This window comes from Brachybacterium sp. (assembly GCF_036379615.1).
GTDB lineage: Bacteria > Actinomycetota > Actinomycetes > Actinomycetales > Dermabacteraceae > Brachybacterium.
The window spans coordinates 102,751-123,687 of record NZ_DASVGJ010000068.1; the positions used below are offsets into that span (position 1 = coordinate 102,751).

Here is a 20,937-nt window from a genome sequence, read left to right on the forward strand (position 1 = left end):
CCGCTCAGGCCTCCGCCCGGGTCCCGGCACGGGCGACGGCCCGGGCCTCGACCAGCACGAGCAGCTGCACGGCGAGCACTCCGGCCACGGCGACGGCGAGCAGCAGCGGCCAGTCGGCGGCCGGCGTCCGGAGCGCCCCGTCGGCCGACTGCCACGGCCACAGGCTGCGCAGGGCACCGATCATCAGCCCGGAGAGCACCACCATCGTGGCGCGGTGGTGGCGGGTGAGCAGCCGGCGCATGAACGTCACGATCACCACCAGTCCCACGAACGCCCACAGCCCGAACCAGGCGATGAAGCCGAGGTCGCGCTCGTCGACGGCCTGCAGGGTGGGCTGGTACAGGCCCAGGCTGAGCAGGATGAAGGAGCCGGACATCCCCGGCAGGACGAGCGCGCACACGGCGATGGCGGCGGCGGGAGCGATGATCCATGGGCTCGGGTCCAGGCTCGCCGTGGGCAGCGAGGTGACCGCGAGTCCGGCGAGCACGCCGATCCCGAACCGCAGCAGCTCCGGCGCCCTCCACGCCCCGCCGGAGAGCCGTACGGGCACGAGCACGGAGCCGGCCACGAGTCCGAGGAACAGCGCGCGCATCGTCTGGGGATGGCTCTCGACCAGACGGGAGACCGGACCGGCGAGGGTGAGCACCGCGGCGGCCATCCCGATCAGCAGCGGGATCACCAGCACCCAGGTCACCTCGCGCAGGTGGGTGCGGGCGCTCGCGAGCCGATCGGGACCGGAGAGCAGGCTGCGGCCGGCGGCGGTGAGGTGGTGGGCGGCGTCGATCAGCTCGTCGTAGATCCCGGTGACCAGGGCGACGGTCCCGCCGCTCACGCCGGGCACCGTCTCCACCACGCCGATCAGCAGTCCGCGCAGCAGGTTGCCCACCGGATTGCGGTGCTGTGGGAGCGGGAGCGCCGGCTCACCGTGCGCTCGGCCGCGGGCGGTGTCGGGGTCAACGGCATCCGTCATGGCTCGAGACTACGAGGGCCACCTGGACGTTCGCCCGGCAATGTCGCACGCCGCACGATCTGCTCAGCGCCGCACGATCTGTTCAGCGGCCGCGTCCCCAATGCGGGGGCACGTCCCCCGCGATGCGGGCGTCATTGGACTCGTCGGTCCCGGGATCCGGGGCATCCTCCTCGACGCGGTCGGGGAGGATCGGCCGACGCTCCTGCCCGCCGGGACGTCCCGGCGCCGTCGGTGCGGGCTCGTCCCAGTCGATCGGCTTCCCGGTCACCGAGGAGATGACCACGCGGCGCGGCGGCCGGGCCGCGGAGCCGTCGTCCGGCTCGCGGCTCACTGACGCTCCTGGTAGCGGCGGATGGCGCTGGAGACGGACACGTCCAGCAGCACGGAGCGCTGCTCGAAGCCGAGGAAGCTGCGCACCTCGGTGGCCAGGTGCTCCTCGAGGCGGGCCCGGCCGTCGGAGCAGATGTACTCCACCACCGCGTCGAAGTCGTCGCTCGAGTAGAAGGACAGCTGATGCCCGGCGGGGATCTGCGGCCTGGGCAGGCGGTGCCGGATGGTGCCCACGCCCGACGGGGAGTCGGAGCTCTCCTCGGCCTGGACGAGGCGCAGCGCCCGGTCCACGGCGCGACGGATCCGCTCGGCCTCGCCGTCGGGATCGATGAACAGCGCCCAGGACCACACCCGCTCGGTGGCCCAGCCGGCGGCCTCGAGACGCTCGGCCCGCAGCCGGTCGCGCTCGCGCTGGCTGGGGGTGTCGACGTAGTGGGAGCCGTCGGTGTCCACGGCCAGCAGCAGCCGGCCCGGCATGTCGGGATGGCCCAGGGCCAGCTCGATCCGGTCCGTGGAGAGTCCGAAATCGCGCTCGACCAGCAGACCCAGCCGGTGGAGCCGGTCCGCGAGGTCCTGCACCAGGGCATCGGTCTCGAGAACGCGGGGCCCGCGCGGGGCAGCGGGCTCCGCAGCGGGCTCGAGCGGTTCGGCGTCGGCCTGCGGGTCCTCGTCGACCGAGCCCGCTCCCGCGGCGTCCGCGGCAGAGGTGTCCTCGGTGGTCTCGGCGGGCTCTGCCGGGTCGGGCGAGCCGGCCGCGCGGCGCGCCATGGCGGCCTCGATCGCGGCGTCGAGGTCCTCGTCGGTCATCTCCTCGGCGGCGGCGTCCGTCGGGGCGGCGGGTGCCGCGGCAGGCGCGGCCTCTGAGCCCGGGACCGCAGCGGCGGAGGCGCCCTCCTGGATCGGGGCCGCCGGCGAGAGGCGCGCCGTCTGGGGCTCGGGCGGAGCGATCTCCTCCCGGCTGCCGGTCAGTTCGGCCACGTGCGGGATCACCGGGGCGTCCGGTCCGCCCTGGAGCACGAACAGCATGGCGCGCAGGTCGCGGGCGCCGTCGGAGCGCAGCCGCGCGTGGTCGAGATCCTGCACCCCGATCGAGGAGACCACGGTGGTGCGGCCGCGGGCGCGGGTGATGACGGTGGCCAGGGCCTTGCGTCCGCTCGGCTCGGAGAGCGGGCCGAAGCGGTGCAGCAGCCGTCCGTGCGGGGTCATGCCGAAGCCGACGGAGACGATGATGTCGTCGCGCACGATCGCGGTGGCCTGGTCCGCGGGCAGGACGGTGAAGACCTCCTTCGCGCCGGGATCGAAGTAGTCGCGCAGCGCCGGGATCACGGAGACGGTGTTCATGATCCGTTCCATGAGGCGGCGGGAGTGCTCCGCGGTGAAGGTGAGCACCGCGAGCGAGCGCTCGGGCCGGGAGCGGGCGTGCTCGATCACCAGATCGGTGACCCGGCGCAGCTCCGCCTCGGTGCTCTCGACGTACTCCATCCCCTCGGTGACCGGCCCGCGCCCGTTCTGGACCATCACCAGGCGGTCCCGTTCCGGCGCGATCGGACTGGGCACCGCGACGACCTCGCCCACCAGGGCGCGGCGCTGGGCGAAGCCGCGCAGGCCCTCGGTGGCAGGATGCGGGTCGCGCAGGATCTCGGCGTGCGGGGCGATCCGCAGCATGTCGTCGAGCAGGCTGGGTGCGGAGTCCCCGCCGTACTCGAGCGGGTCCCCGACCACGACGGTCTGCTCCGCGCGGACGATCGAGGGCAGCGCCGCGGCCGTGGGAAGGCGCCCGCCGTCGGCGACGATCACCACGTCGAAGTGGCGGCCGCGCGGGATCACCTGCGGCACCAGGTACGGGGAGGCGAGCCAGGCGGGGCGGGCCGCGAAGAGGATGTCCTCGTACTTCGCGGCCAGGTCCCGGATGGAGACGGTCGAGGAACGGGCGAGCTCGGCGATCGCGGAGCGGGACGTGTCCGGGTAGGCCTTCATGGTCTCGACCCGGGTGTCGTCCGCCGCGGCGTGCACCCGTGCCGAGGCGCGGGCGAGCTGCTCCGCGTCCAGCCGCCGGAACCGCTCCGCGACCTGTGACAGGGAGGTCCCGTCGTACTGCGAGATCGTCGGCTCGGCGCCCGCGATGAGCTCGAGCACGCTGTTCCACCAGGCCAGTTCGAGCTCCGCGCCGACCTGCTCGCGCGGCACGCGACGGGCACGGAGATCCTCGACGAGGTCGCCGAGCCCGTCGAAGGCGAGGCGGCGCAGCAGCTCGGTGCGGCGCGGGAGGGTCCCGAGATCGGCGCGATCGCCGTGCAGGGCGTCGATGCGCCGGGTGAGCTCGGTGAGGTCGGTGCGGGAGAGGTCCTCGCCGGAGGCGGTGCCGTCGAGCAGCACGGCGAGCTCGTCGAGGACCTTCTCGGTGCGGGCCGCGATGCGGCGCACGCCGTCGAGGTCCTCCGGGAGCGAGGGGCGGGAGGCGGTCGCCTCACCCTCCGCGGCCTTCCCCGTCTCCCTGCCCGTCTCCTCCGCCACGGCGGCGCGCCGCCACTGGTCGGCGACGGCCCGGGCCTCGCCGAGGTCCTGGTGCAGGTCCGGGGAGAGCGCGGCCGGACGCTGGAGGGCGGAGGCGTCCTTGCGCAGCCGACGGCGTGCACCGAAGCCCATGCTCACGCCGCGCTCCTCGCGCCAGCGCTTGTCCGCTGTCGCCGCGACGAGATCCGCGAGCGGGGCCACGAACACGGCGGATTGGAAGGTGTCCAGCAGGGCGCGCACCCGGTCCAGCAGGTCGAGGCGCTCCTGCAGCTGGTGCAGGGTGGTGGGCTCGGTGAGGCCCAGCTCGCCGCCGCTGCGGGCGCAGGCCCGGCGCAGTTGGGGCAGGACGTCCTCGCGCAGCTCGTCGAGGAGCTCCTGGGCGCGGGCGGCCTGGGTGTCGCTGCTGATGGGCGCGCCGTACCAGGCGGTCATCTCCGGGCCGCTGGTGAGGACTCCGACCTCGGCGGCCTCCCGCAGCGCGTCGGCGAAGCGGTCCCGGTCCGTGCCGACCATCTGGGCGGCGACGTCTGCGCGCAGTCGCACCGTGGTGCGGGGGGCGGGGCTCAGCCGGGTCAGTGCGGCCAGGGCCGAGATCGCGTCATGGGCGGAGGCGTCCCAGGGCTGCTGCAGGCGGTGCATCGCCTCGACGTGGCCCACCAGGATGTCGCGGCTGGCGGCGAGCTCCTCGGGGGCGGTGTCATCGGGCCCGAGACCGTGGGTGCCGGCGCGGCGCAGGCTGCGCAGCAGGGCGGCGGAGGCATTGCGCTGCAGGGACGGGTCCGGGGAGAGGTCGAAGACCAGCTCCTCGAGTCCTCGGCGGCCCGCGATCGAGACCAGCTGGGCGAGGTTGCGGCGCCGCTGGGAGACGATCAGCACGGAGCGGCCGCGGGCGTTGAGCTCCTCGGCGAGGTCGATCACCAGGCCCAGGCTGGTGGTGCCCGGCGGCGTGGTGACGGCGAGGTCCTGACCGGCCAGGACCCGGGCCAGCACGCGGCGATGGCCGGGGTCGACGGCCGCGACGAGCTCCTCCTCGGGGATCTCGGGGACGTCCTGCTCCGCGTCGTCCCCGCGGACCACGGCGCGGGCGCTCTCGTCGCCGGCGAGCGCGGCGACCAGGGGGGAGGCGGACCAGTCGGCGCGGTCGGCGACCAGGTCCTCGGCGACGGAGCCGGCGGCGTCCATCAGGTTGCCGACCACGAGGGCGTGGAGCACGCGGAAGCCGGGCAGCGGCTGGCCGAGGGAGCGGAAGGCGTCGAGCACGGGGTTGGGGTCGAAGCCGTGGGCGCCGTCGGTGGTGGCGAGCAGGGCGCGCGCGTCGACCGCGACCCCGGCCTCGCGCAGGGCGCGCAGCAGCACCGGGTTCAGATCGGCGGTGGCGTCGACCTCGAGGTCGACGTCCTCGCGGGCGTTGCCGCGCAGCCGCAGGGTGATGGGGCGCACCAGCACCGGGGCATGGATCGGGGCGGAGCCGTCCTCGGGGTACCAGATCGCCTCGCCGATGCCGAGATGGCAGGTGGTCAGGCCCACCTCTTCGGCATGGCGCTCGGCGATCTCCCGGATGGAGCGGGCGTGGGCACGGGCATCGGCGAGCGCTCCGACCTCTCGCACCAGGGAGGACAGGCGGGTGGGGCCGCGGCCGGCGAGCAGCTGTGCGAGGCCGGAGGGGTGGGAGTGGGTCAGGTCCAGCACCACTCCCCCGGCCCGGATCTGGGTGAGGAAGGAGGGTGACTGGACTCCACCGGTGATCTGCTGGGACCAGCGGTCCAGGGCGTCGGCGACGCGATCCTCGCGGCTGAGCGGGCGGTGCTCGCGCGGGGTCGAGGGGAGGTCGTCCTCGTCCTGTTCCGGGGCGATCCCGGCGCCGACCTCCTCCGCGTGCGGGTCCAGGACGACCTCGTAGTCGGTGCGGGCACGCCGAGACTCGGGGGATGCCGATGCCGTCTCGTCGGCGGCGGGCGCGACGGAATGCTCGGACTCGGTCCCGGTCGCGATATCGGTCTCGCGGGGGACGGCGCGGGCGTCACGACGCTCGCCCGCCAGGGTCGACAGGGCGTCCTCGCGCCCGGCGACATCCTCACCCGAACGCTCCGACCGCTTCTTCCCGCGCAGGAAACTCCACATGGTCGCTCACGCTACCGGCGCGGAGACCGCTGCCGGTGCAGGCGTGCCGTGCATCGGGGCACTGCCTGCTCACACCTGCCTGCTCGCGCCTGCCCGCTCACACCTCGTGCAGTCGCACGGAGGTCTCCTCGAGATGGGTGCGCAGCTCGTCCGGGACCGGGCCGGCGATCACGAGATCGGTGAGCACCGAGACCGGGCAGATGCCGGCGAGCGCGCGGTGGCCGATCTTGTCCGCCGTGGCCAGGCCCACCACCCGGCGGGAGTGGCCGATCATGATCCGGGTGACCCCGGCCTCCGCATCGGAGTTGCAGGTGAGTCCCGCGTGGAGGTCGAGGCCGACGGTCCCGACGAACATGGTGTCCAGCCACAGGTCCCGCATGGTGGCGGTGGCGAGCGGTCCGGTGAGCTCGAAGGAGTACGGCTCGGCGACGCCGCCGAGCACGACCGTGCGCACCGCCGGGCGCAGCACGGCCTCGGTCGCGATGTTCAGCGCCGCGCACACGACGGTCAGCCCGGGGCTGCCGTCCCGGGAGTCGATGTCGGGGCGGGCGACGGCACGACGCGCGGCCGCAGTGGTGGTGCGGCCGCCGTTGAAGCCGATGATCTGGCCGGGATCGACCATCGCCGCGGCCCTGTCCGCGACGCGCTCGCGCTGGGCGGATCCCTCGTCGGCGCGGCGGGGCACGGTCGCGAGCGAATACGCGACATCGACCGCGACGATCCCGCCATGGGTGCGCCGGGCGAGCTGGGCGCGCTCCATCTCCATGAAGTCCCGCCGCACGGTGGATTCGCTGACCTCCAGATCGGCGGCGACCTCGGCGACGCTGAGCCGCTTGGTGGAGGCGAGCAGCGTGAGCACGTGGTCCCAGCGGGCGCTGCGGTCCTTGGGGGCCGTCCGGGCACCGGGTGCGGCAGGACTGTGGGGGCTGTCGGGGCTGCCGGGGCTGACGGGCTTCTGGTCAGTTCCTGAATTACGCAGAGTCACGCAGCCAGTATTGCGCGCCCGGTCCGCAGGTGGGCGCGTTCCGCGCAGAAACGCTCATCTCGGGCCCGAGAACCTCTGTCTCGTTTGAGTCACGGATCGGCCCGTCCTATGTTGGCGACGTCTCCCCGGGCACGGGGCGGTTCCGCGAACGAAAGGACATCCGCAATGGGCTTCGACGACGCGCTGAACAAGGCCAAGGACTTCGCCAACGACAACCCCGACAAGGTCGAGCAGGGCCTCGACGGAGCGTCGGATCAGATCAAGGACCGCACCCCGGACAACATCGACTCGCACGTCGACACCGGCGCCGATGCGGCCCGCGATCACTTCGCACTCGGCGGGGACGACAAGAAGGGCGAGTGAGCCCGGTCCTCCCGACCGCAGAGTGAGGAGCCCCCGACGCCATCGCCGGCGTCGGGGGCTCCTCCCTGCGTGAGGGCTCCTCCGCCCCGAGGATCGTCAGTCCCGGCGGCGCATGATCGCGAAGACGGCGGCTGCGGCCCCGAGGACGACCACGGCGAGGATCCCCAGCAGCACCGGCATCGACAGCCCGCCGTCCTGGTCGGTGTCGGCGTCGCCGTCCTGCGCTGCGGAGGTCTGCTCCTGCTCGGGCTCGGAGGGCTGCTCCGCCCCGCCGGCATCGCTGGTGTCGCCGGCCGCCTCGCCGCCGCCGTCGCTGGGCTCGGCTGCGGCGTCCTCGGCGCCCGCGCCCTCGTCGGCGCCCTGCTCGATGGTGAGGGTCTGGGTGCCCTCGATCGGGTGGCCGTCGCTGGAGACCACCCTCCACTGGATGGTGTGGGTGCCGGCCGGGAGCGGCTCCGTGAGCGTCGCGGTCACGACCGGTCCGTCGACAGTCGGGACGATCTCGGTGAGCTCGGTGCCGGACTCGTCCGTGATCCGCACCAGCGGGCTCACGTCGAGCACATCCGCGGAGAAGGTGAAGGCGATCTCCTCCGGCGAGGTCTCCAGGGTGGCTCCGTCGGCGGGATCGGAGCTCAGCAGCGTGTCGTGGGCCTGCGCGGGTGAGGGCAGGGCGAGCAGCGCGGCCAGCAGCAGCGCGCTGCACAGGGCGAGCAGCGAGGCGGGTCGGAGGGCGGTGGAGCGGCTGAGCTGGGTCTTCACGCCAGCAGGCTACGCCAGGGCACTGTGAGGCGCCCGGTGAGGCTGCTCACCTCCCTCACGTCGCCCCATCGCGCGGCAGCTCCACGTGGTGGCTCAGCACGGGCAGGGCGGCGCGCGCGGCCTCGATCTCCTCGAGGTCGAGGTCGACCAGCAGCAGTCCGGGCTCGCGACCCAGCTCCTGGCGCACGGCGCCCAGGGGGCCGACGGCGGCGCTGCGGCCGATGCCCCGAGCGGCCGTCCCGGAGTACCCCTCCGGCGGGGCCTGGTCCGCGGCGAGGACGGCGGTGGTCGCGTCCAGGGCACGGGCCCGCAGCAGCAGCTGGAGCTGCTCGCGCTTCCCCGGGCCCTCCTTCCAGGCCACCGGGAGCAGGATCGCCTGCGCACCGCGCCGGGCGAGCGCCGTGAACTGTTCGGGGAAGCGGACGTCGTAGCAGGTGGCGAGGCCGAAGCGGGTGCCGTGGAGGTCGAAGGTGAGCAGTTCGTCCCCGGGGGCGACGGTGCGGGACTCATCGGCTCCGAAGGCGTCGAAGAGGTGGATCTTGCGATAGTCGAGGTGGGGATCCCCGCCGGGGCCGCGCACGATCACTGTGTTGTGGACCCGGCCGTCATCGGTGGGGCTGAAGGATCCGGCGACCACCACCAGGCCGTGCTCGTCGGCGAGCTCCTGGACCAGCTTGGCGAAGTCCTCGTGGTGGGCGAGGGCGGCGGCGCGCAGGTCGGTGCCGAACGGGGTGAGGGTCGCCTCGGGCAGCAGCACCAGGTGGGCGCCCTCCTCGGCGGCCTCGGCCACCGCACCGCGGACGCTCTCGAGCGTCGCTCCGATGTCCTCGAAGGCCTCGATCTGGGCGAGGGCGATGCGGGGCCCGGCGGCGCGGCGCACCTGCGCCAGCGCGTCCGGGGTGTCGATGTCCGCCCCCTCGGCGCCGGTGGCGGGCAGGGTCACGAGCTCCTCCTCCCCCAGCTGCGCGTACAGCCGTCGCAGGCTCAGATCGGCCCAGCCGCCGTCCTCCCGCTCGACGGCGCCCAGCGCCTCCCGAAGCCGGCCCAGCGGCCAGGCGGCGCCGAGGAACTGCACGGTCCCGTCCGCCCCGCCGAGAGCGACCACGGCCGAGCGCTCGGCGCTGGCGGCGGAGAGCGCGGCGAGGGTCTCGGGGCGCAGCATCGGCATGTCCCCGCCGAGGACCAGCACGATCGCCCCGTCGGAGCCTTCGGAGAACTCGGTGACGCCCCGGGCGAGCGCCGCGAGCGGGCCGGAGCGCGGCGGGTCCTCGAGCACGAAGCGGGCCCCGTGGCGCGCGGCGAGCGCATCACCGTCCTCACCGCTGGGTCCCACCACGATGCGCCGGCCGACGGGGGCGGCCCGCAGCACCCGCTCCAGCGCGCTCGCCCCGGCGATCGGCAGGCGGGTCTTGTCGGTGCCGCCCAGGCGCGAGGACGCGCCACCGGCCAGGATGATCGCGGCGACGGTGGCGGTGGTCTCGTGCTGCTCGCTGGACATGCAGAGATCCTGCCACGGGGCGCTAGGATGTTCGAGGCCCAGGCCGCCGGTTCCGTCTCGCACGGACCGGCCAGCCCCCGTAGCTCAGGGGATAGAGCACCGCTCTCCTAAAGCGGGTGTCGCGCGTTCGAATCGCGCCGGGGGCACCACAGCACCTCTCCGTGCCGCGAAGGAGCAGACCGGAGGCACTGCGCCGCCGCGCGCCCCCCGGAGCGAAGGAGCCCCCATGTCCGCCGTCTTCGTCACCACAGCCTACGGCGGTCCCGAGCACCAGCAGCTGCTCCAGCGCGAGGCGCCCGTGCCCCGCACCGGCGAGATCGCGATCGCGGTGCGGGCCGCGGGAGTGAACCCGGCGGATGGGAAGCGGCGCGAGGGGATGTTCGGCACCCGTGGCCGCCTGCCGATGTCTCTCGGCCTCGAGGCCTCCGGGATCGTCACCGCTGTGGGCGAAGGGGTCCAGGATTTCGCCGTCGGCGACGCGGTGCTCGGCACCCCCGCCCGCGGGCTCGGCGCCTTCGCCGAGCACACCGTGCTCACCGCCGCCGCGTCCGCGCACAAGCCGGCCGAGGTCTCCTTCCCAGATGCGGCGACGCTCCCGGTCGCCGGGACCACCGCCTACGACCTCATCCACCAGCGCGGCCCCACCGCCGGGCAGAGCGTGCTCGTGCTCGGCGCAGGCGGGGGCGTGGGCCACCTCGCCCTGCAGGTCGCCGCCGCCCACGGGCTGCGCGCGATCGGCGTCGCCTCTCAGTCCAAGCGGGCTCTGATCGAGGAGACCGGCGCCGTGTTCGTGCGCTCCCGCGACGGGGTCACAGAGCGGGTGCGCGCCCTCGCACCGGACGGGGTGGACCTGCTCGCCGACCTGGTGGGCGGGGACGCGCTGCGCGAGCTCGCCCCCGTCGTGCGGGATCCTTCCGGGATCGTCTCCGCCGCGGACGGCGAGACCGCGGTCGCGCTCGGCGGTGCCGGCCGGGAGTCCTCCGCGGGGGCGCTCGCGGCGGTCACCGCGCTGGTCCGGGACCGTCTGGTGGATCCGCACGTCACGCAGACCCTGCCGCTGGCCCAGGCGGCGGAGGCCCTGGCCGGGGTCGAGGCGGGCCACTCTTCCGGCAAGACCGTGATCATCCCCTGACCTGCGCTCGGCGATCTGCTCCCCTCCGGTAACGTGACGTGGATGACGACTTTCGACGCCGCCTCGTCCCCCTCCGACTCCGACTCCGACTCCGACTCCGACTCCGGGTTCACCGACTTCTCGGACATCGACGGCTTCCTGCGCATCCCGCGCGTGGCGTCCGTCGCCGCGAGCGAGGACGGGCGGGTGGTCGCCGCGATCCAGGAGGCCGACGAGCCCGGCGCGAAGCTCGTCTCCTCGCTCTGGGAACTGGATCCCGCCGGGGAACAGCCCGCCCGTCGGCTCACCTTCTCCGCCAAGGGTGAGAGCTCGCCGCGGTTCGCTCCGGACGGCTCGCTGCTGTTCAGCTCTTCCCGGCCCGACCCCGAGGGCGGCACCGAGGAGGAGGTCGCCGCGATCTGGCGACTGCCCCGCACCGGCGAAGCGCAGGTGGTGGCGACGGCCGCGAAGGGGCTGTCCCTGCTCGGCGTCGCCGCGGACGGCACCCTGCTCGCCGCCACCAGCGTGCTGCCCGGCGGCAGCCTCGAGGAGGACGCCGAGCGCCGGACGGCGCGCAAGGAGGCGAAGCAGACCACCATCTGGCACACGGGGATGCCGATCCGGCTGTGGGACCACGAGATCGGCGACGAGAGCCGCCGACTGGTGCTGGTCTCCCCGGAGGGCGACCTCACCGATCTCACCCCGGGCGTCGGCACCGTGACCCTGTACGCCGCCTCCGCGGACCTCTCCCCCGACGGCGCCACTGTCGCCACCTCCTGGACCCAGCGGGTGCGCGGTGGGGAGACCCGCAGCTCGATCGTGCTGATCGACACCGCGACCCTGCGCCGCACCGTGCTGTGCGCCGCCGACGAGACCGCGCAGTTCGGCTCCCCGCTGTTCTCGCGCGACGGCGAGCGCCTCGCCGTGATCCGCTCGACCGCCTCCTCCCCCACCGACACCAGCTACAGTCGGCTCGAGATCCACCCGATCGGCGGCGGCGCCCCGGTCACCGCGCAGCTGGGCGATCTGAGCCTCACCGACCTCGAGTGGGCGCCGGACGGCAGCCTGCTGGTCGCCGGGGACCTGTACTCCTCCGGCGCGGTGCTCAGGGTCGACCCGGCCACCGGTGAGGCCACCACCGTGGTCGGTGACGGGGTGTTCTCCTCGCTCGCCGCCACGGCCGACGGCACCCTGTACGCGCTCCGCAACGACGTCGCGACGCCGTCCGGGCCTGTGCGGATCACCGCCGACGCCGGCACCACCGCGCTGCAGGCCCCGGGTGGGGTCAGCGCGCTGCCGGGCACCCTGCAGTGGGTGGAGGCCGACGTCGACGGGCTCACCGTGGGCGGCTGGCTGTGCGTGCCCGCAGGGGCGTCGGCCGACGACCAGGCACCGGTCATGCTGTGGATCCACGGCGGACCGCACGGCTCCTACAACGCCTGGAGCTGGCGCTGGTGCCCCTGGCTCGCCGTGGAGCGCGGCTACGCGGTGCTGATGCCCGACCCGGCGATGTCCACCGGCTACGGGGACGCGGGACTGAACCGCGGCTGGCCGCGGCGTCCCGACGTGGTGTTCCGCGAGTGCGAGACCCTGTTCGACGCGGTGCTCGAGCGGCCGGAGCTCGACGGCTCACGCACGGCGATGCTGGGTGCCTCCTTCGGCGGGTTCATGGCGAACTGGATCGCCGGGCACACCGACCGCTTCGACGCGATCGTCACCCATGCGGGGCTGTGGGCGCTGGACCAGCAGCACCGCACCACCGATGCCGCCGCGTCGAAGATGCGGGTGCATCGGCACGAGGACGAGGACCCGGACTGGTACCGCGCGTACTCCCCGCACCACGAGGTCGAGGCGATCACCACCCCGATGCTGATCACCCACGGCAACCGCGACTACCGGGTGCCGATCAGCGAGGCGCTGCGGCTGTGGTGGGACCTGGTCTCCACCTGGGACGGCGAACCTCAGGACATGCCGCACCGTTTCCTGCAGCTGACCAGCGAGAACCACTGGGTGCTCACGCCCTCGAACGCGCTCGCCTGGAACCAGGCGGTGCTCGCCTTCTGCGATCAGCACGTCCTCGGCGCGGACCCGATCCCGGAGGTCCTCCCCTGGTGACGTGATCAGGGCTTCCCGCCGACGTCAGTTCAGCGTGCCGGTGAGCCGTCCGTGGAAGGCGGTGGAGTGCTCGTCCAGCCCCGTGAAGCGCACTTCGATGTGGTGCTCGGCGTACTTGGTCTGGATCGAGTCGAGGACCGCCACGGTGGAGGCGTCCCAGATCTGGGCGGCGGAGAAGTCGACGGTGACCTGCGGCGGGTCCTCGGCGTAGGTGAACTGTTCGACGAGGTCGTTGCTGCTGCCGAAGAACAGCGGTCCGCGCACGGTGTAGCGCACCCCGTCGCCGTCGGCCGCGCGAGCCACCGTGGTCACGTGGGCGACGCGGCGGGCGAAGAGCACCATCGCCAGCAGCACGCCTGCCGCCACCCCGATCGCGAGGTTGTGGGTGACCACCACGACCACCACGGTCGTGACCATCACGAAGGTCTCCGACCAGGGCATCCGGCGCAGGGTCGCGGGGCGCACGCTGTGGAGGTCGACGGTCGAGACGGCGACGACCATCATCACCGCGGCGAGCGCGGCCATCGGGATCTGCTCCATGAGGTCGGAGAGCGCGGTGACCAGGATCAGCAGCAGCACACCGGCGATGAGCGTGGAGATCCGGGTGCGGGCCCGGCCCAGCTTCACGTTCATCACCGTCTGCCCGATCATCGCGCAGCCGGCGATCCCGCCCCAGAAGCCGGCGAGGATGTTCGCGGCGCCGAGCGCCCAGGACTCCCGGCCCTTGGAGGACGTCGTGTCGGTGATGTCGTCCACCAGCTTGGCGGTCAGCAGGGTCTCCATGAGTCCGACGAAGGCGACGCTGAGCGCCGTGGGGAGGATCAGCCCCAGGGTCTCGAGGGTCAGGGGCACTTCGAGCGGGGTGATGCCGGGGAGTCCGCCGGAGACCTCGCCCTGGTCCCCGACGGTGGGGACGGTGAGGTGGGCGATCATCGCGATCGCGGTGACCATGATGATCGCGACCAGCGGCGCGGGGACGGCCTTGGTCAGGCGCGGCAGCAGCAGCACCACCAGCAGGGTGAGCGCGAACAGCGGGTAGACGGCCCGCGGCACGTCGAGCACGTGCTGCAGCTGGGCGGTGAAGATGAGGATGCCGAGCGAGTTGACGAAGCCGATCATCACCGAGCGCGGGATGAAGCGCATGATCCGGGCCAGGCCCAGCACCCCGAAGGCGATCTGGATCAGCCCGGCGAGCACCACGGTGGGCAGCAGGTACTGGACGCCGTGGGTGTGCACGAGCGGGGCGACCACGAGGGCGACGGCGCCGGCGGCCGCGGTGATCATCGCGGGCCGGCCGCCCAGGAAGGTCATCGAGATCGCGAGCACGACCGAGGCGACCAGGCTGACCTTCGGATCCACCCCCGCGATCACCGAGAAGGAGATGACCTCGGGGATGAGGGCGAGCGTGGTGACGGCTCCGGCGAGCACCTCGGTGGTGAGCAGCCGCGGGCTGCGCAGCGCCTGGAGGGTGGTGGGGGCCGAGGTCGGGGTCGTCGGGGTCGCTGTCACGCCCGCGATGGTATCGGCAGGGTGGTGCCGGCGAGCGCGGGGTCCGCCTCCCGGCGCCGGAGGTCACAGCCGGAGGTCACAGCTCGGGGCCGCGTCCGACGGGACTACACTGTGCCCCTCCCTCGCGGCTGCTCGCCGTGCACCGGACCGGACAGAGGATCCATGACCCCACGCAGTCGCCGCTTCGACGCCACCTGGCTCCCCTTCGGGATGATGCTCGGCTTCACGGTCGGCATCGGGATCGGGCTGGGAGTGATCGACAACCTCGCCGTCGGCGCCCTGATCGGATTCGCGGTGGGCACCGCGTTCGGTGTCGCCCTGGGTTTCCGCGGCACCGGCGGCTCCGCGACGGACGAGGATGCGGAGGACGATCTCTACCGGCAGCGCCATGGGGATCCCGCACCGCGCGGTGCGGAGCGCCACGACGCAGCCCCGCGGAGCCCTGGCACGCCGCGCTGAGACCCGCTCCGGGTGCCGCGCTCCAGACGCCAGGCATCGGGCGCTGCGGGTGCTCCCGTCTGCCGCCCGGGTGCGCAGGATCTCCACACTTCCTCTCCACTCACGATAGCGACCAGCCCTTGACCTCCTCTTGACCGTTTGGCGCGGTGTGATGCGGGCCACCGCTGGTCCGGCGTTTCCCGTGGTCGACCGATCCGCGACCACCCGAGGAGAGGTTCCCCCGTGACGCTCACGAGCACCGGTCGTCGTGCGCGCTCCGTGCTGGCGCTGTGCGCCGGCGCTGCGGTGCTGGCGGACGACGAGCTGGTGCTCGAGCCCGGCGCGACCGCCGTCGACTGCGTGGGGGTCGGCACCATGTTCGGCACCACGCCGCTCAGCGGTGCAGAGCTCTCCGAGCGCACCCTGGAGACGCTCACCTCCGAGAACGCCGACGTGCCGGTGCATGAGATGGCAGAGGCACCGCCGTCACGCAGAGGCTAGGCTGGGGGCGCGCCGCGGTGCTCCGCGGGCGCCGCGTCCGGGACGACCCGGATGCCGCAGTCGCTGGAGGACGGCCTCTCCGGAGGACTCTCCCATGACCTCGCACTCCCCCACGCCCGACCCGGCACCCGGCCCTGCTCATGACCCGGCATCCGCCGGTGGCACCGAGACCGACCTCCGGGACGGCGTGATCACCCGCGACGCCGTCGGCCGCGCACTGCTCGGCTGGGCCGGCGTGGGCGCGCTCGCCCTGGCGGCCCCTCTGCTGGCGACCACCCTGCCCTCCCTCGCGCTCGCGCTGGTGCTCACCGGGATCATCGCGCTGATCGTGATCGCGGCCAGCGGCGTGGTCCGGCAGGCCGAGGCGCTCGCGCATCGGCTCGGCGACCCCTACGGCACCCTCGTGCTGACCCTGTCGATCGTGGTCATCGAGGTGGTGCTGATCGCCGCCGTGATGCTCGGTCCGGGGGCGCACGCCACCATCGCCCGGGACTCGGTGATGGCGGTCTCGATGATCATCCTGAACCTGGTGCTGGGGCTCTGCCTGCTGGTGGGCGGGCTGCGCCACGGCCCCCTCGCCGTGCACCGCGTGGGCACCTCCGCCTACCTGGTGATGCTGGTGGCGCTCGCGGCGCTCGCCGTCGCCGTGCCGTCCACGCTCGGGCACGACGGCGTCTATTCCCCCGTCCAGGCCGTGGTGATCGGGGTGCTCACCGCAGCCCTCTACGCCGTCTTTCTCTGGCGCCAGACCGGCGCCCAGGCCGGGGACTTCCAGGAGGCCCGGCCACCGGCCCCGGCGGGCCGGGCCGCGGCCCAGGAGGCCGAGGCACCGCGGCCGCCCCTGCGCGAGATCCTCGCGGCGCACCGCCCGGAGCTGCTGGCGCGGGCGGGCCTGCTGATCGCGACGGTGCTGCCGATCGTGCTGCTCTCCCACGACATGGCCCCGCTGCTGGACGACGGGCTCTCCCGACTCGGCGCCCCGACGGCTCTGGGCGGGGTGCTGATCGCGATGATCGTGTTCACGCCGGAGTCGCTCACCGCCGTGCGTGCCGCGCGGGCCGGGGAGATGCAGCGGGTCGTGAACCTGTGCCACGGCGCACTGGTCTCCACACTGGCCCTGACCATCCCCACTGTGCTGATGATCGGCCTGCTCACCGGCAACGAGGTGGTGCTCGCCGAGTCCCCGACGAACCTGCTGCTGCTGGCGGTCACCCTCGCGGTCGCGGCGATCTCGGCGGCCGCACCGCGGGTCACCGCGCTGCACGGCGCCGTGCACCTGCTGCTGTTCGGGGTGTACGCCCTGGCGCTGTTCTCCTGACCCCCCAGGGACGCGACAGGCCCCCAGCACACGGTGTCGCGGTATGGTCGCGACGTGACCGCGACGACGCTGCCCATCCCGACCGATGCCGGTGACCTGCCCGGGCTGCTGTGGCTGCCCGCGGACCGCGAGGGCCCGGCCCCGGGCCTGGTGGTGCTGCAGGAGATCTTCGGTCTCTCCGACCACCTGCAGCGACGCTGCGCAGAGCTCGCCGCGCAGGGCTATGCGGTGCTCGCTCCGCAGCTGTTCGCGCGCCTGGACCCGCCGGTGGTGGGCCTCGAGGACCGGGACGAGTTCGAGTCCTGGCTCGCCGAGGGCATGGAGCTCACAGGACAGCTGCCCTGGGAGCGCGCGGAGGCCGACGCGATCGCCGCCCTGGGCGCTCTGCGCGCCCACGGCGCCGTGGACGCCGAGCAGGTGGGGCTGCTGGGCTTCTGCTACGGGGGCGGGCTCGCGTACGCAGCCGCGGCCTCCGCCGCCGAGGAGGATCGCCCGCCCTCGGTGCTGGTCAGCTACTACGGCTCCGCCCTGCCCTCCCTGCTGGACCGCGCGGCGCAGGTCGAGGTGCCGAGCCTGCACCACTTCGGCACCGCCGATGCCTTCATCCCCCTCGAGCAGGTCGAGCAGATCCGTCGGGCGGTCACCGCGGACGGCACGCGCGAGCAGGTGCGCTTCACGCTGCACGAGGACGCGGGCCATGCCTTCGACAATCCGCATCCCGGGCTGCACCACGCCGAGGCCTCCGAGGCCGCCTGGCGGCAGACCCTCGCCGTCCTCGCCGAGACGATGCCCGCCCACGACTGACCCGCAGGCCTCTGCCCCGCCGCGATCACCCCCGCAGCGACAGCCGACAGAGGGCCTCCGTGCCCGCCACGACACGCGTTGCCGAATAGTTATGTCCTGATTGTCGAACAGTCCGATGATCCTCATGTCAGCTCCCCTGACGAGGCGCATCACCCCAGGCCACCCCCGAGAACCCGGGCGCCCTCCACGCCCCCGACCCGGTGCGCCCGCTGCCCGCCGAACGGCATCGCGATCGCGAGAAGGCCCAGTTCCCAGGCACTTTCCAGCCGAATCGGGGCCTACGCTTCTAGGAGTTCTCGCGCTGCGCCGGGGCTCTCGTCGGGGGACGAGGACCCTTCGCCGCGCCCCTGTCCGCCTGTCGTCCGCCGATGAAGGAGCCCTCGTGCCGCCAGTGATCACCGCGGAAGGCCTGTACAAGGTCTTCGGCCGCCGCCCCGCCAGAGGCGTCGACGCGCTCCGCCAGGGGCGCTCCCGGGACGAGCTGCGCGACGAGGGGCTCACGGCGGCCGTGATCGATGCGAGCTTCAGTGTCGATCCGGGCGAGATCTTCGTGGTGATGGGGCTGTCCGGCTCCGGGAAGTCCACCCTGATCCGCATGGTCAACGGGCTGCTCCCGGCGACCGCCGGCGAACTGCGGATCGGTGACGCCGTGCTCTCGGACATGTCCCCGGCGCAGGTCCGAGAGGCCCGCCGCACCCGCGTCTCCATGGTCTTCCAACACTTCGCGCTGCTGCCGCACCGCACCGTCGGCGAGAACGCGGCCTACGGTCTCGAGATCAGCGGCATGAACCGTACGGAGCGTCAGGCGAAGGCGGAGAGCGCACTGGAGATGGTGGGGCTGAAGGGCTGGGGCGGCTACCGCCCGGACAACCTATCCGGCGGCATGCAGCAGCGCGTGGGCCTCGCCCGCGCGCTCGCGGCCGGCACCGACGTGCTGCTGATGGACGAGGCGTTCAGCGCCCTGGACCCGCTGATCCGGCGCGACATGCAGGACCAGCTGGTGGACCTCCAGCAGCGGCTGGACAAGACGGTCCTGTTCATCACCCACGACCTCAACGAGGCGATGCGCCTGGGCGACCGGATCGCGATGATGCGCGACGGACGGATCGAGCAGGTGGGCACCTCCGACGAGATCCTCAACGAGCCGGCCAACGACTACGTCGCCCGGTTCATCCAGGACGTCGACCGCTCCCGCGTGCTCACCGCCGGGGCGATCATGGAGAAGCCCGCCGAGACGCTCGGCGACGGGCAGGGCCCCCGCACCGCGCACCGCATGCTGCGCGCCACCCAGAACTCCTGGCTGATGGTGCTGCGCCGCGATCGCACCCCTCGCGGCGTGCTCTGGGAGGACGACGTCGCCGCGGCCGTCAGCGCCGGACGCGACGAGCTGCCCTGGTCCACGGTCCACGAGATGCCGGTCGTCTCCGAGGACACCCCGATCGCCGATCTCTTCGCGCTCTCGGCGAAGCACCTGAGCCCGCTGGTGGTGGTCGATGAGCGAGGGCGCTTCAGCGGCGTCGTCCCCCGGGTCACACTGCTGACCGCCGCCGGTGTCGGGAACGGGAACGGCAACGGCCCCCACTCCGATGATGCACAGGGAGGTGCGCGATGACCCCGCAGGATGACAGCCTCGTCCCCCGCATCCCGCTCGGCGACTGGATCGACGGCGGCTTCGACTGGCTCAAGGCGAACATCTCCTGGCTGTTCGACGCCTTCCGCGCCATCATGGATTTCCTGATCGTGGGTCTCACCGATGTGCTGCTGATGGTGCCGGCGCTCGCGGCGATCCCGCTCTTCGCCCTGATCGCCCTGATCCTGCGCTCCTGGAAGCTCGCCGTCGCCACCCTGGTCGGTTTCGTGCTGGTCCTGTCCATGGAGCAGTGGGAGACCATGATGCAGACCATGGCGCTGGTGCTCATCGCGACCCTGTTCGCGGTGCTGATCGCGGTCCCGCTGGGCATCCTCGCCGCGGTCAACAGCACGGTGAGCTCGATCGTGAAGCCGGTCATGGACTTCATGCAGACCATGCCCGCCTTCGTCTACCTGATCCCGGCGGTCACCTTCTTCTCCATCGGCGTCGTCCCCGGCGTCTTCTCCACCATCATCTTCGCCCTGCCCCCGGGCGTGCGGATGACCGAGCTGGGCATCCGCCAGGTCGACTCCGAGACGGTGGAGGCCGGCGAGGCCTTCGGCGCGACCCGCGGGCAGATCCTGCGCGGCATCCAGCTCCCGCTGGCCGTCCCCACCATCATGGCCGGCGTCAACCAGGTCATCATGCTCTCGCTGTCCATGGCCGTCGTCGCCGGCATGGTCGGCGCGGACGGGCTCGGCAAGGAGGTCGTCCAGGCGATCTCCACCCAGAACCTGGCCCTCGGCGTGGAGGCCGGCCTGGCCGTCGTGATCCTCGCCGTCTACCTGGACCGGCTCACCGCCGCCCTCGGCAATCCCGGCGAGTACAAGGGATCGCTGCTCGCCCTCGCCCAGAAGTCCCTCGCGCAGCGCGCCGGCGCCACCGGTGCCGCCGCAGTCTGAACGCTCCCGATCTGACCACCCGCTGTTCACCACGGAAGGAACCCGATCATGACGAACCGACGCACTCCCTTCAGCCCCCGAGCCGCAGCCCGGAGGCCCCTCACCCGCCGCTCCGCCCTGCTGGGCGGCGCCGGCCTGATGGGCCTGGGCCTGGCCGCCTGCGGCAGCGACACCGGCAGCGGCGAGGGCGGTGGCGGCGAGAGCGGCGGAGGCGGCGGCACCATCACGCTCGGCTACATCCCGTCCTGGACCGACGGTCGGTCCACCGCCCACCTGCTGGACAACCGCCTCACCGCCATGGGCTACGAGGTCGAGCACGAGCAGATCACCGAGGCGGGTGTGCTCTACGCGGGGCTCGCCCAGGGTGACGTGGACATGTTCCCCTCCGCCTGGCCCGAGGTCACCCACGCCTCCTACATGGAGGAGTACGGCGACTCCATCGAGGACCTGGTGGCCTACTACGAGGGCGCGGTGCTGAACCTCTCCGTCCCCGAGTACGTCGACATCACCTCGATCGACGAGCTGGCCGGGCAGGCCGACCGCTTCGGCGGTCGGATCGTGGGGATCGAGCCCGGCGCCGGTCTCACCGAGGCCACCCAGGAGAAGGTCATCCCCGGGTACGGGCTCGACGACTTCGAGCTGGTCACCTCCTCCACTCCCGCGATGATCACCGAGCTGGAGAACGCGATCGCGGCCGAGGAGGACATCGTGGTCACGCTGTGGACGCCGTTCTGGGCGATGCCCGCCTACTCCATGAAGGCGCTCGAGGACCCGGAGGGTCACTTCGGCGAGGCCGAGGCCCTGCACCACCTGGGCCGTCAGGGCTTCGGCGAGGACTTCCCGGATGCCGCCGAGTGGATCTCGCAGGTGACCATGACCGACGAGGAGTTCGGCTCGCTCGAGGACATGGTCGTCAACCAGTTCGAGGAGGGCCAGGAGGCCGAGGCCGTGGAGAAGTGGCTCGAGGAGAACCCCGACGTGCTGCCGCCCGTCGAGGGTGAGTGACCCTCTCACACAGGACGGGCCGATCGCGACGTCGTCGCGGTCGGCCCGTCCTGTCATGCGTGCC

Annotated in this window: 17 protein-coding genes and 1 tRNA gene; 11 read left to right on the forward strand and 7 right to left on the reverse strand. The window is 73.0% G+C overall.

Annotated elements, in window-relative coordinates:
* Positions 1-4: 4 nt before the first annotated feature.
* The 4 genes from VF289_RS15455 to VF289_RS15470 all read right to left on the reverse strand — a co-directional run bounded on the left by VF289_RS15455 (position 5) and on the right by VF289_RS15470 (position 6,920).
* Positions 5-970: a DUF368 domain-containing protein gene (locus VF289_RS15455; protein WP_330884793.1), complete on the reverse strand. Its 966-nt coding sequence runs from the start codon at positions 968-970 to the stop codon at positions 5-7.
* 82 nt (positions 971-1,052) lie between these two features.
* The gene (locus VF289_RS15460) at positions 1,053-1,301 is read right to left on the reverse strand and encodes a hypothetical protein (RefSeq protein ID WP_330884794.1); all 249 of its coding nucleotides are present in this window, start codon (positions 1,299-1,301) and stop codon (positions 1,053-1,055) included.
* The gene (locus VF289_RS15465) at positions 1,298-5,935 is read right to left on the reverse strand and encodes a DUF4011 domain-containing protein (RefSeq protein WP_330884795.1); all 4,638 of its coding nucleotides are present in this window, start codon (positions 5,933-5,935) and stop codon (positions 1,298-1,300) included. Before VF289_RS15465 ends, VF289_RS15460 begins: the two co-directional genes overlap by 4 nt.
* Before the next feature lie 97 nt (positions 5,936-6,032).
* Positions 6,033-6,920, reverse strand: coding sequence for a DeoR/GlpR family DNA-binding transcription regulator (locus VF289_RS15470; protein WP_330884796.1), 888 nt, complete (start codon positions 6,918-6,920; stop codon positions 6,033-6,035).
* 165 nt (positions 6,921-7,085) lie between these two features.
* Between VF289_RS15470 and VF289_RS15475 the strand changes: the two genes are divergently transcribed.
* Positions 7,086-7,283 carry an antitoxin gene (locus VF289_RS15475; protein ID WP_330884797.1) on the forward strand — a complete coding sequence of 66 codons (198 nt, stop codon included), beginning with the start codon at positions 7,086-7,088 and terminating at the stop codon, positions 7,281-7,283.
* Positions 7,284-7,379: 96 nt separating this feature from the next.
* Here VF289_RS15475 and VF289_RS15480 read toward each other — a convergent pair whose 3' ends face one another.
* Together VF289_RS15480 and VF289_RS15485 are read right to left on the reverse strand one after the other, a co-directional pair.
* A complete protein-coding gene (locus tag VF289_RS15480) occupies positions 7,380-8,042 on the reverse strand; it encodes a copper resistance CopC family protein (RefSeq protein ID WP_330884798.1) in 663 nt (220 codons plus the stop codon).
* A gap of 55 nt (positions 8,043-8,097) precedes the next feature.
* Positions 8,098-9,540, reverse strand: coding sequence for a nitrilase-related carbon-nitrogen hydrolase (locus VF289_RS15485; RefSeq protein ID WP_330884799.1), 1,443 nt, complete (start codon positions 9,538-9,540; stop codon positions 8,098-8,100).
* Positions 9,541-9,613: 73 nt separating this feature from the next.
* Here VF289_RS15485 and VF289_RS15490 point away from each other — a divergent pair.
* From VF289_RS15490 to VF289_RS15500, 3 genes are all read left to right on the forward strand, one after another.
* Positions 9,614-9,689 (forward strand) — tRNA-Arg (locus VF289_RS15490).
* A 77-nt stretch (positions 9,690-9,766) separates the two neighbouring features.
* Positions 9,767-10,672 (forward strand): NADP-dependent oxidoreductase, encoded by a 906-nt coding sequence (locus tag VF289_RS15495; protein WP_330884800.1) that lies wholly within the window; start codon positions 9,767-9,769, stop codon positions 10,670-10,672.
* A 42-nt stretch (positions 10,673-10,714) separates the two neighbouring features.
* Positions 10,715-12,766 (forward strand): prolyl oligopeptidase family serine peptidase, encoded by a 2,052-nt coding sequence (locus tag VF289_RS15500; protein ID WP_330884801.1) that lies wholly within the window; start codon positions 10,715-10,717, stop codon positions 12,764-12,766.
* A 24-nt stretch (positions 12,767-12,790) separates the two neighbouring features.
* Here VF289_RS15500 and VF289_RS15505 read toward each other — a convergent pair whose 3' ends face one another.
* A complete protein-coding gene (locus VF289_RS15505; RefSeq protein ID WP_330884802.1) occupies positions 12,791-14,275 on the reverse strand; it encodes a SulP family inorganic anion transporter in 1,485 nt (494 codons plus the stop codon).
* A 162-nt stretch (positions 14,276-14,437) separates the two neighbouring features.
* On the opposite strand from VF289_RS15505, the gene VF289_RS15510 reads away from it, so the two are divergent.
* The 7 genes from VF289_RS15510 (at position 14,438) to VF289_RS15540 (ending at position 20,873) form a co-directional block, all read left to right on the forward strand.
* Complete coding sequence (locus VF289_RS15510) at positions 14,438-14,734, forward strand: hypothetical protein (RefSeq protein ID WP_330884803.1); 297 nt, start codon at positions 14,438-14,440, stop codon at positions 14,732-14,734.
* Positions 14,735-14,956: 222 nt separating this feature from the next.
* The gene (locus VF289_RS15515) at positions 14,957-15,214 is read left to right on the forward strand and encodes a hypothetical protein (protein WP_330884804.1); all 258 of its coding nucleotides are present in this window, start codon (positions 14,957-14,959) and stop codon (positions 15,212-15,214) included.
* Positions 15,215-15,308: 94 nt separating this feature from the next.
* Positions 15,309-16,532, forward strand: coding sequence for a calcium:proton antiporter (locus VF289_RS15520; protein ID WP_330884805.1), 1,224 nt, complete (start codon positions 15,309-15,311; stop codon positions 16,530-16,532).
* Between the two features lie 54 nt (positions 16,533-16,586).
* Positions 16,587-17,336 (forward strand): dienelactone hydrolase family protein, encoded by a 750-nt coding sequence (locus tag VF289_RS15525; protein WP_330884806.1) that lies wholly within the window; start codon positions 16,587-16,589, stop codon positions 17,334-17,336.
* Positions 17,337-17,718: 382 nt separating this feature from the next.
* Positions 17,719-18,948, forward strand: coding sequence for a glycine betaine/L-proline ABC transporter ATP-binding protein (locus tag VF289_RS15530; RefSeq protein WP_330884807.1), 1,230 nt, complete (start codon positions 17,719-17,721; stop codon positions 18,946-18,948).
* Positions 18,945-19,868: a proline/glycine betaine ABC transporter permease gene (locus VF289_RS15535; RefSeq protein WP_330884808.1), complete on the forward strand. Its 924-nt coding sequence runs from the start codon at positions 18,945-18,947 to the stop codon at positions 19,866-19,868. The genes VF289_RS15530 and VF289_RS15535 overlap by 4 nt, the downstream gene beginning before the upstream one ends.
* Before the next feature lie 48 nt (positions 19,869-19,916).
* Positions 19,917-20,873: a glycine betaine ABC transporter substrate-binding protein gene (locus VF289_RS15540; RefSeq protein WP_330884809.1), complete on the forward strand. Its 957-nt coding sequence runs from the start codon at positions 19,917-19,919 to the stop codon at positions 20,871-20,873.
* Positions 20,874-20,937: the final 64 nt, after the last annotated feature.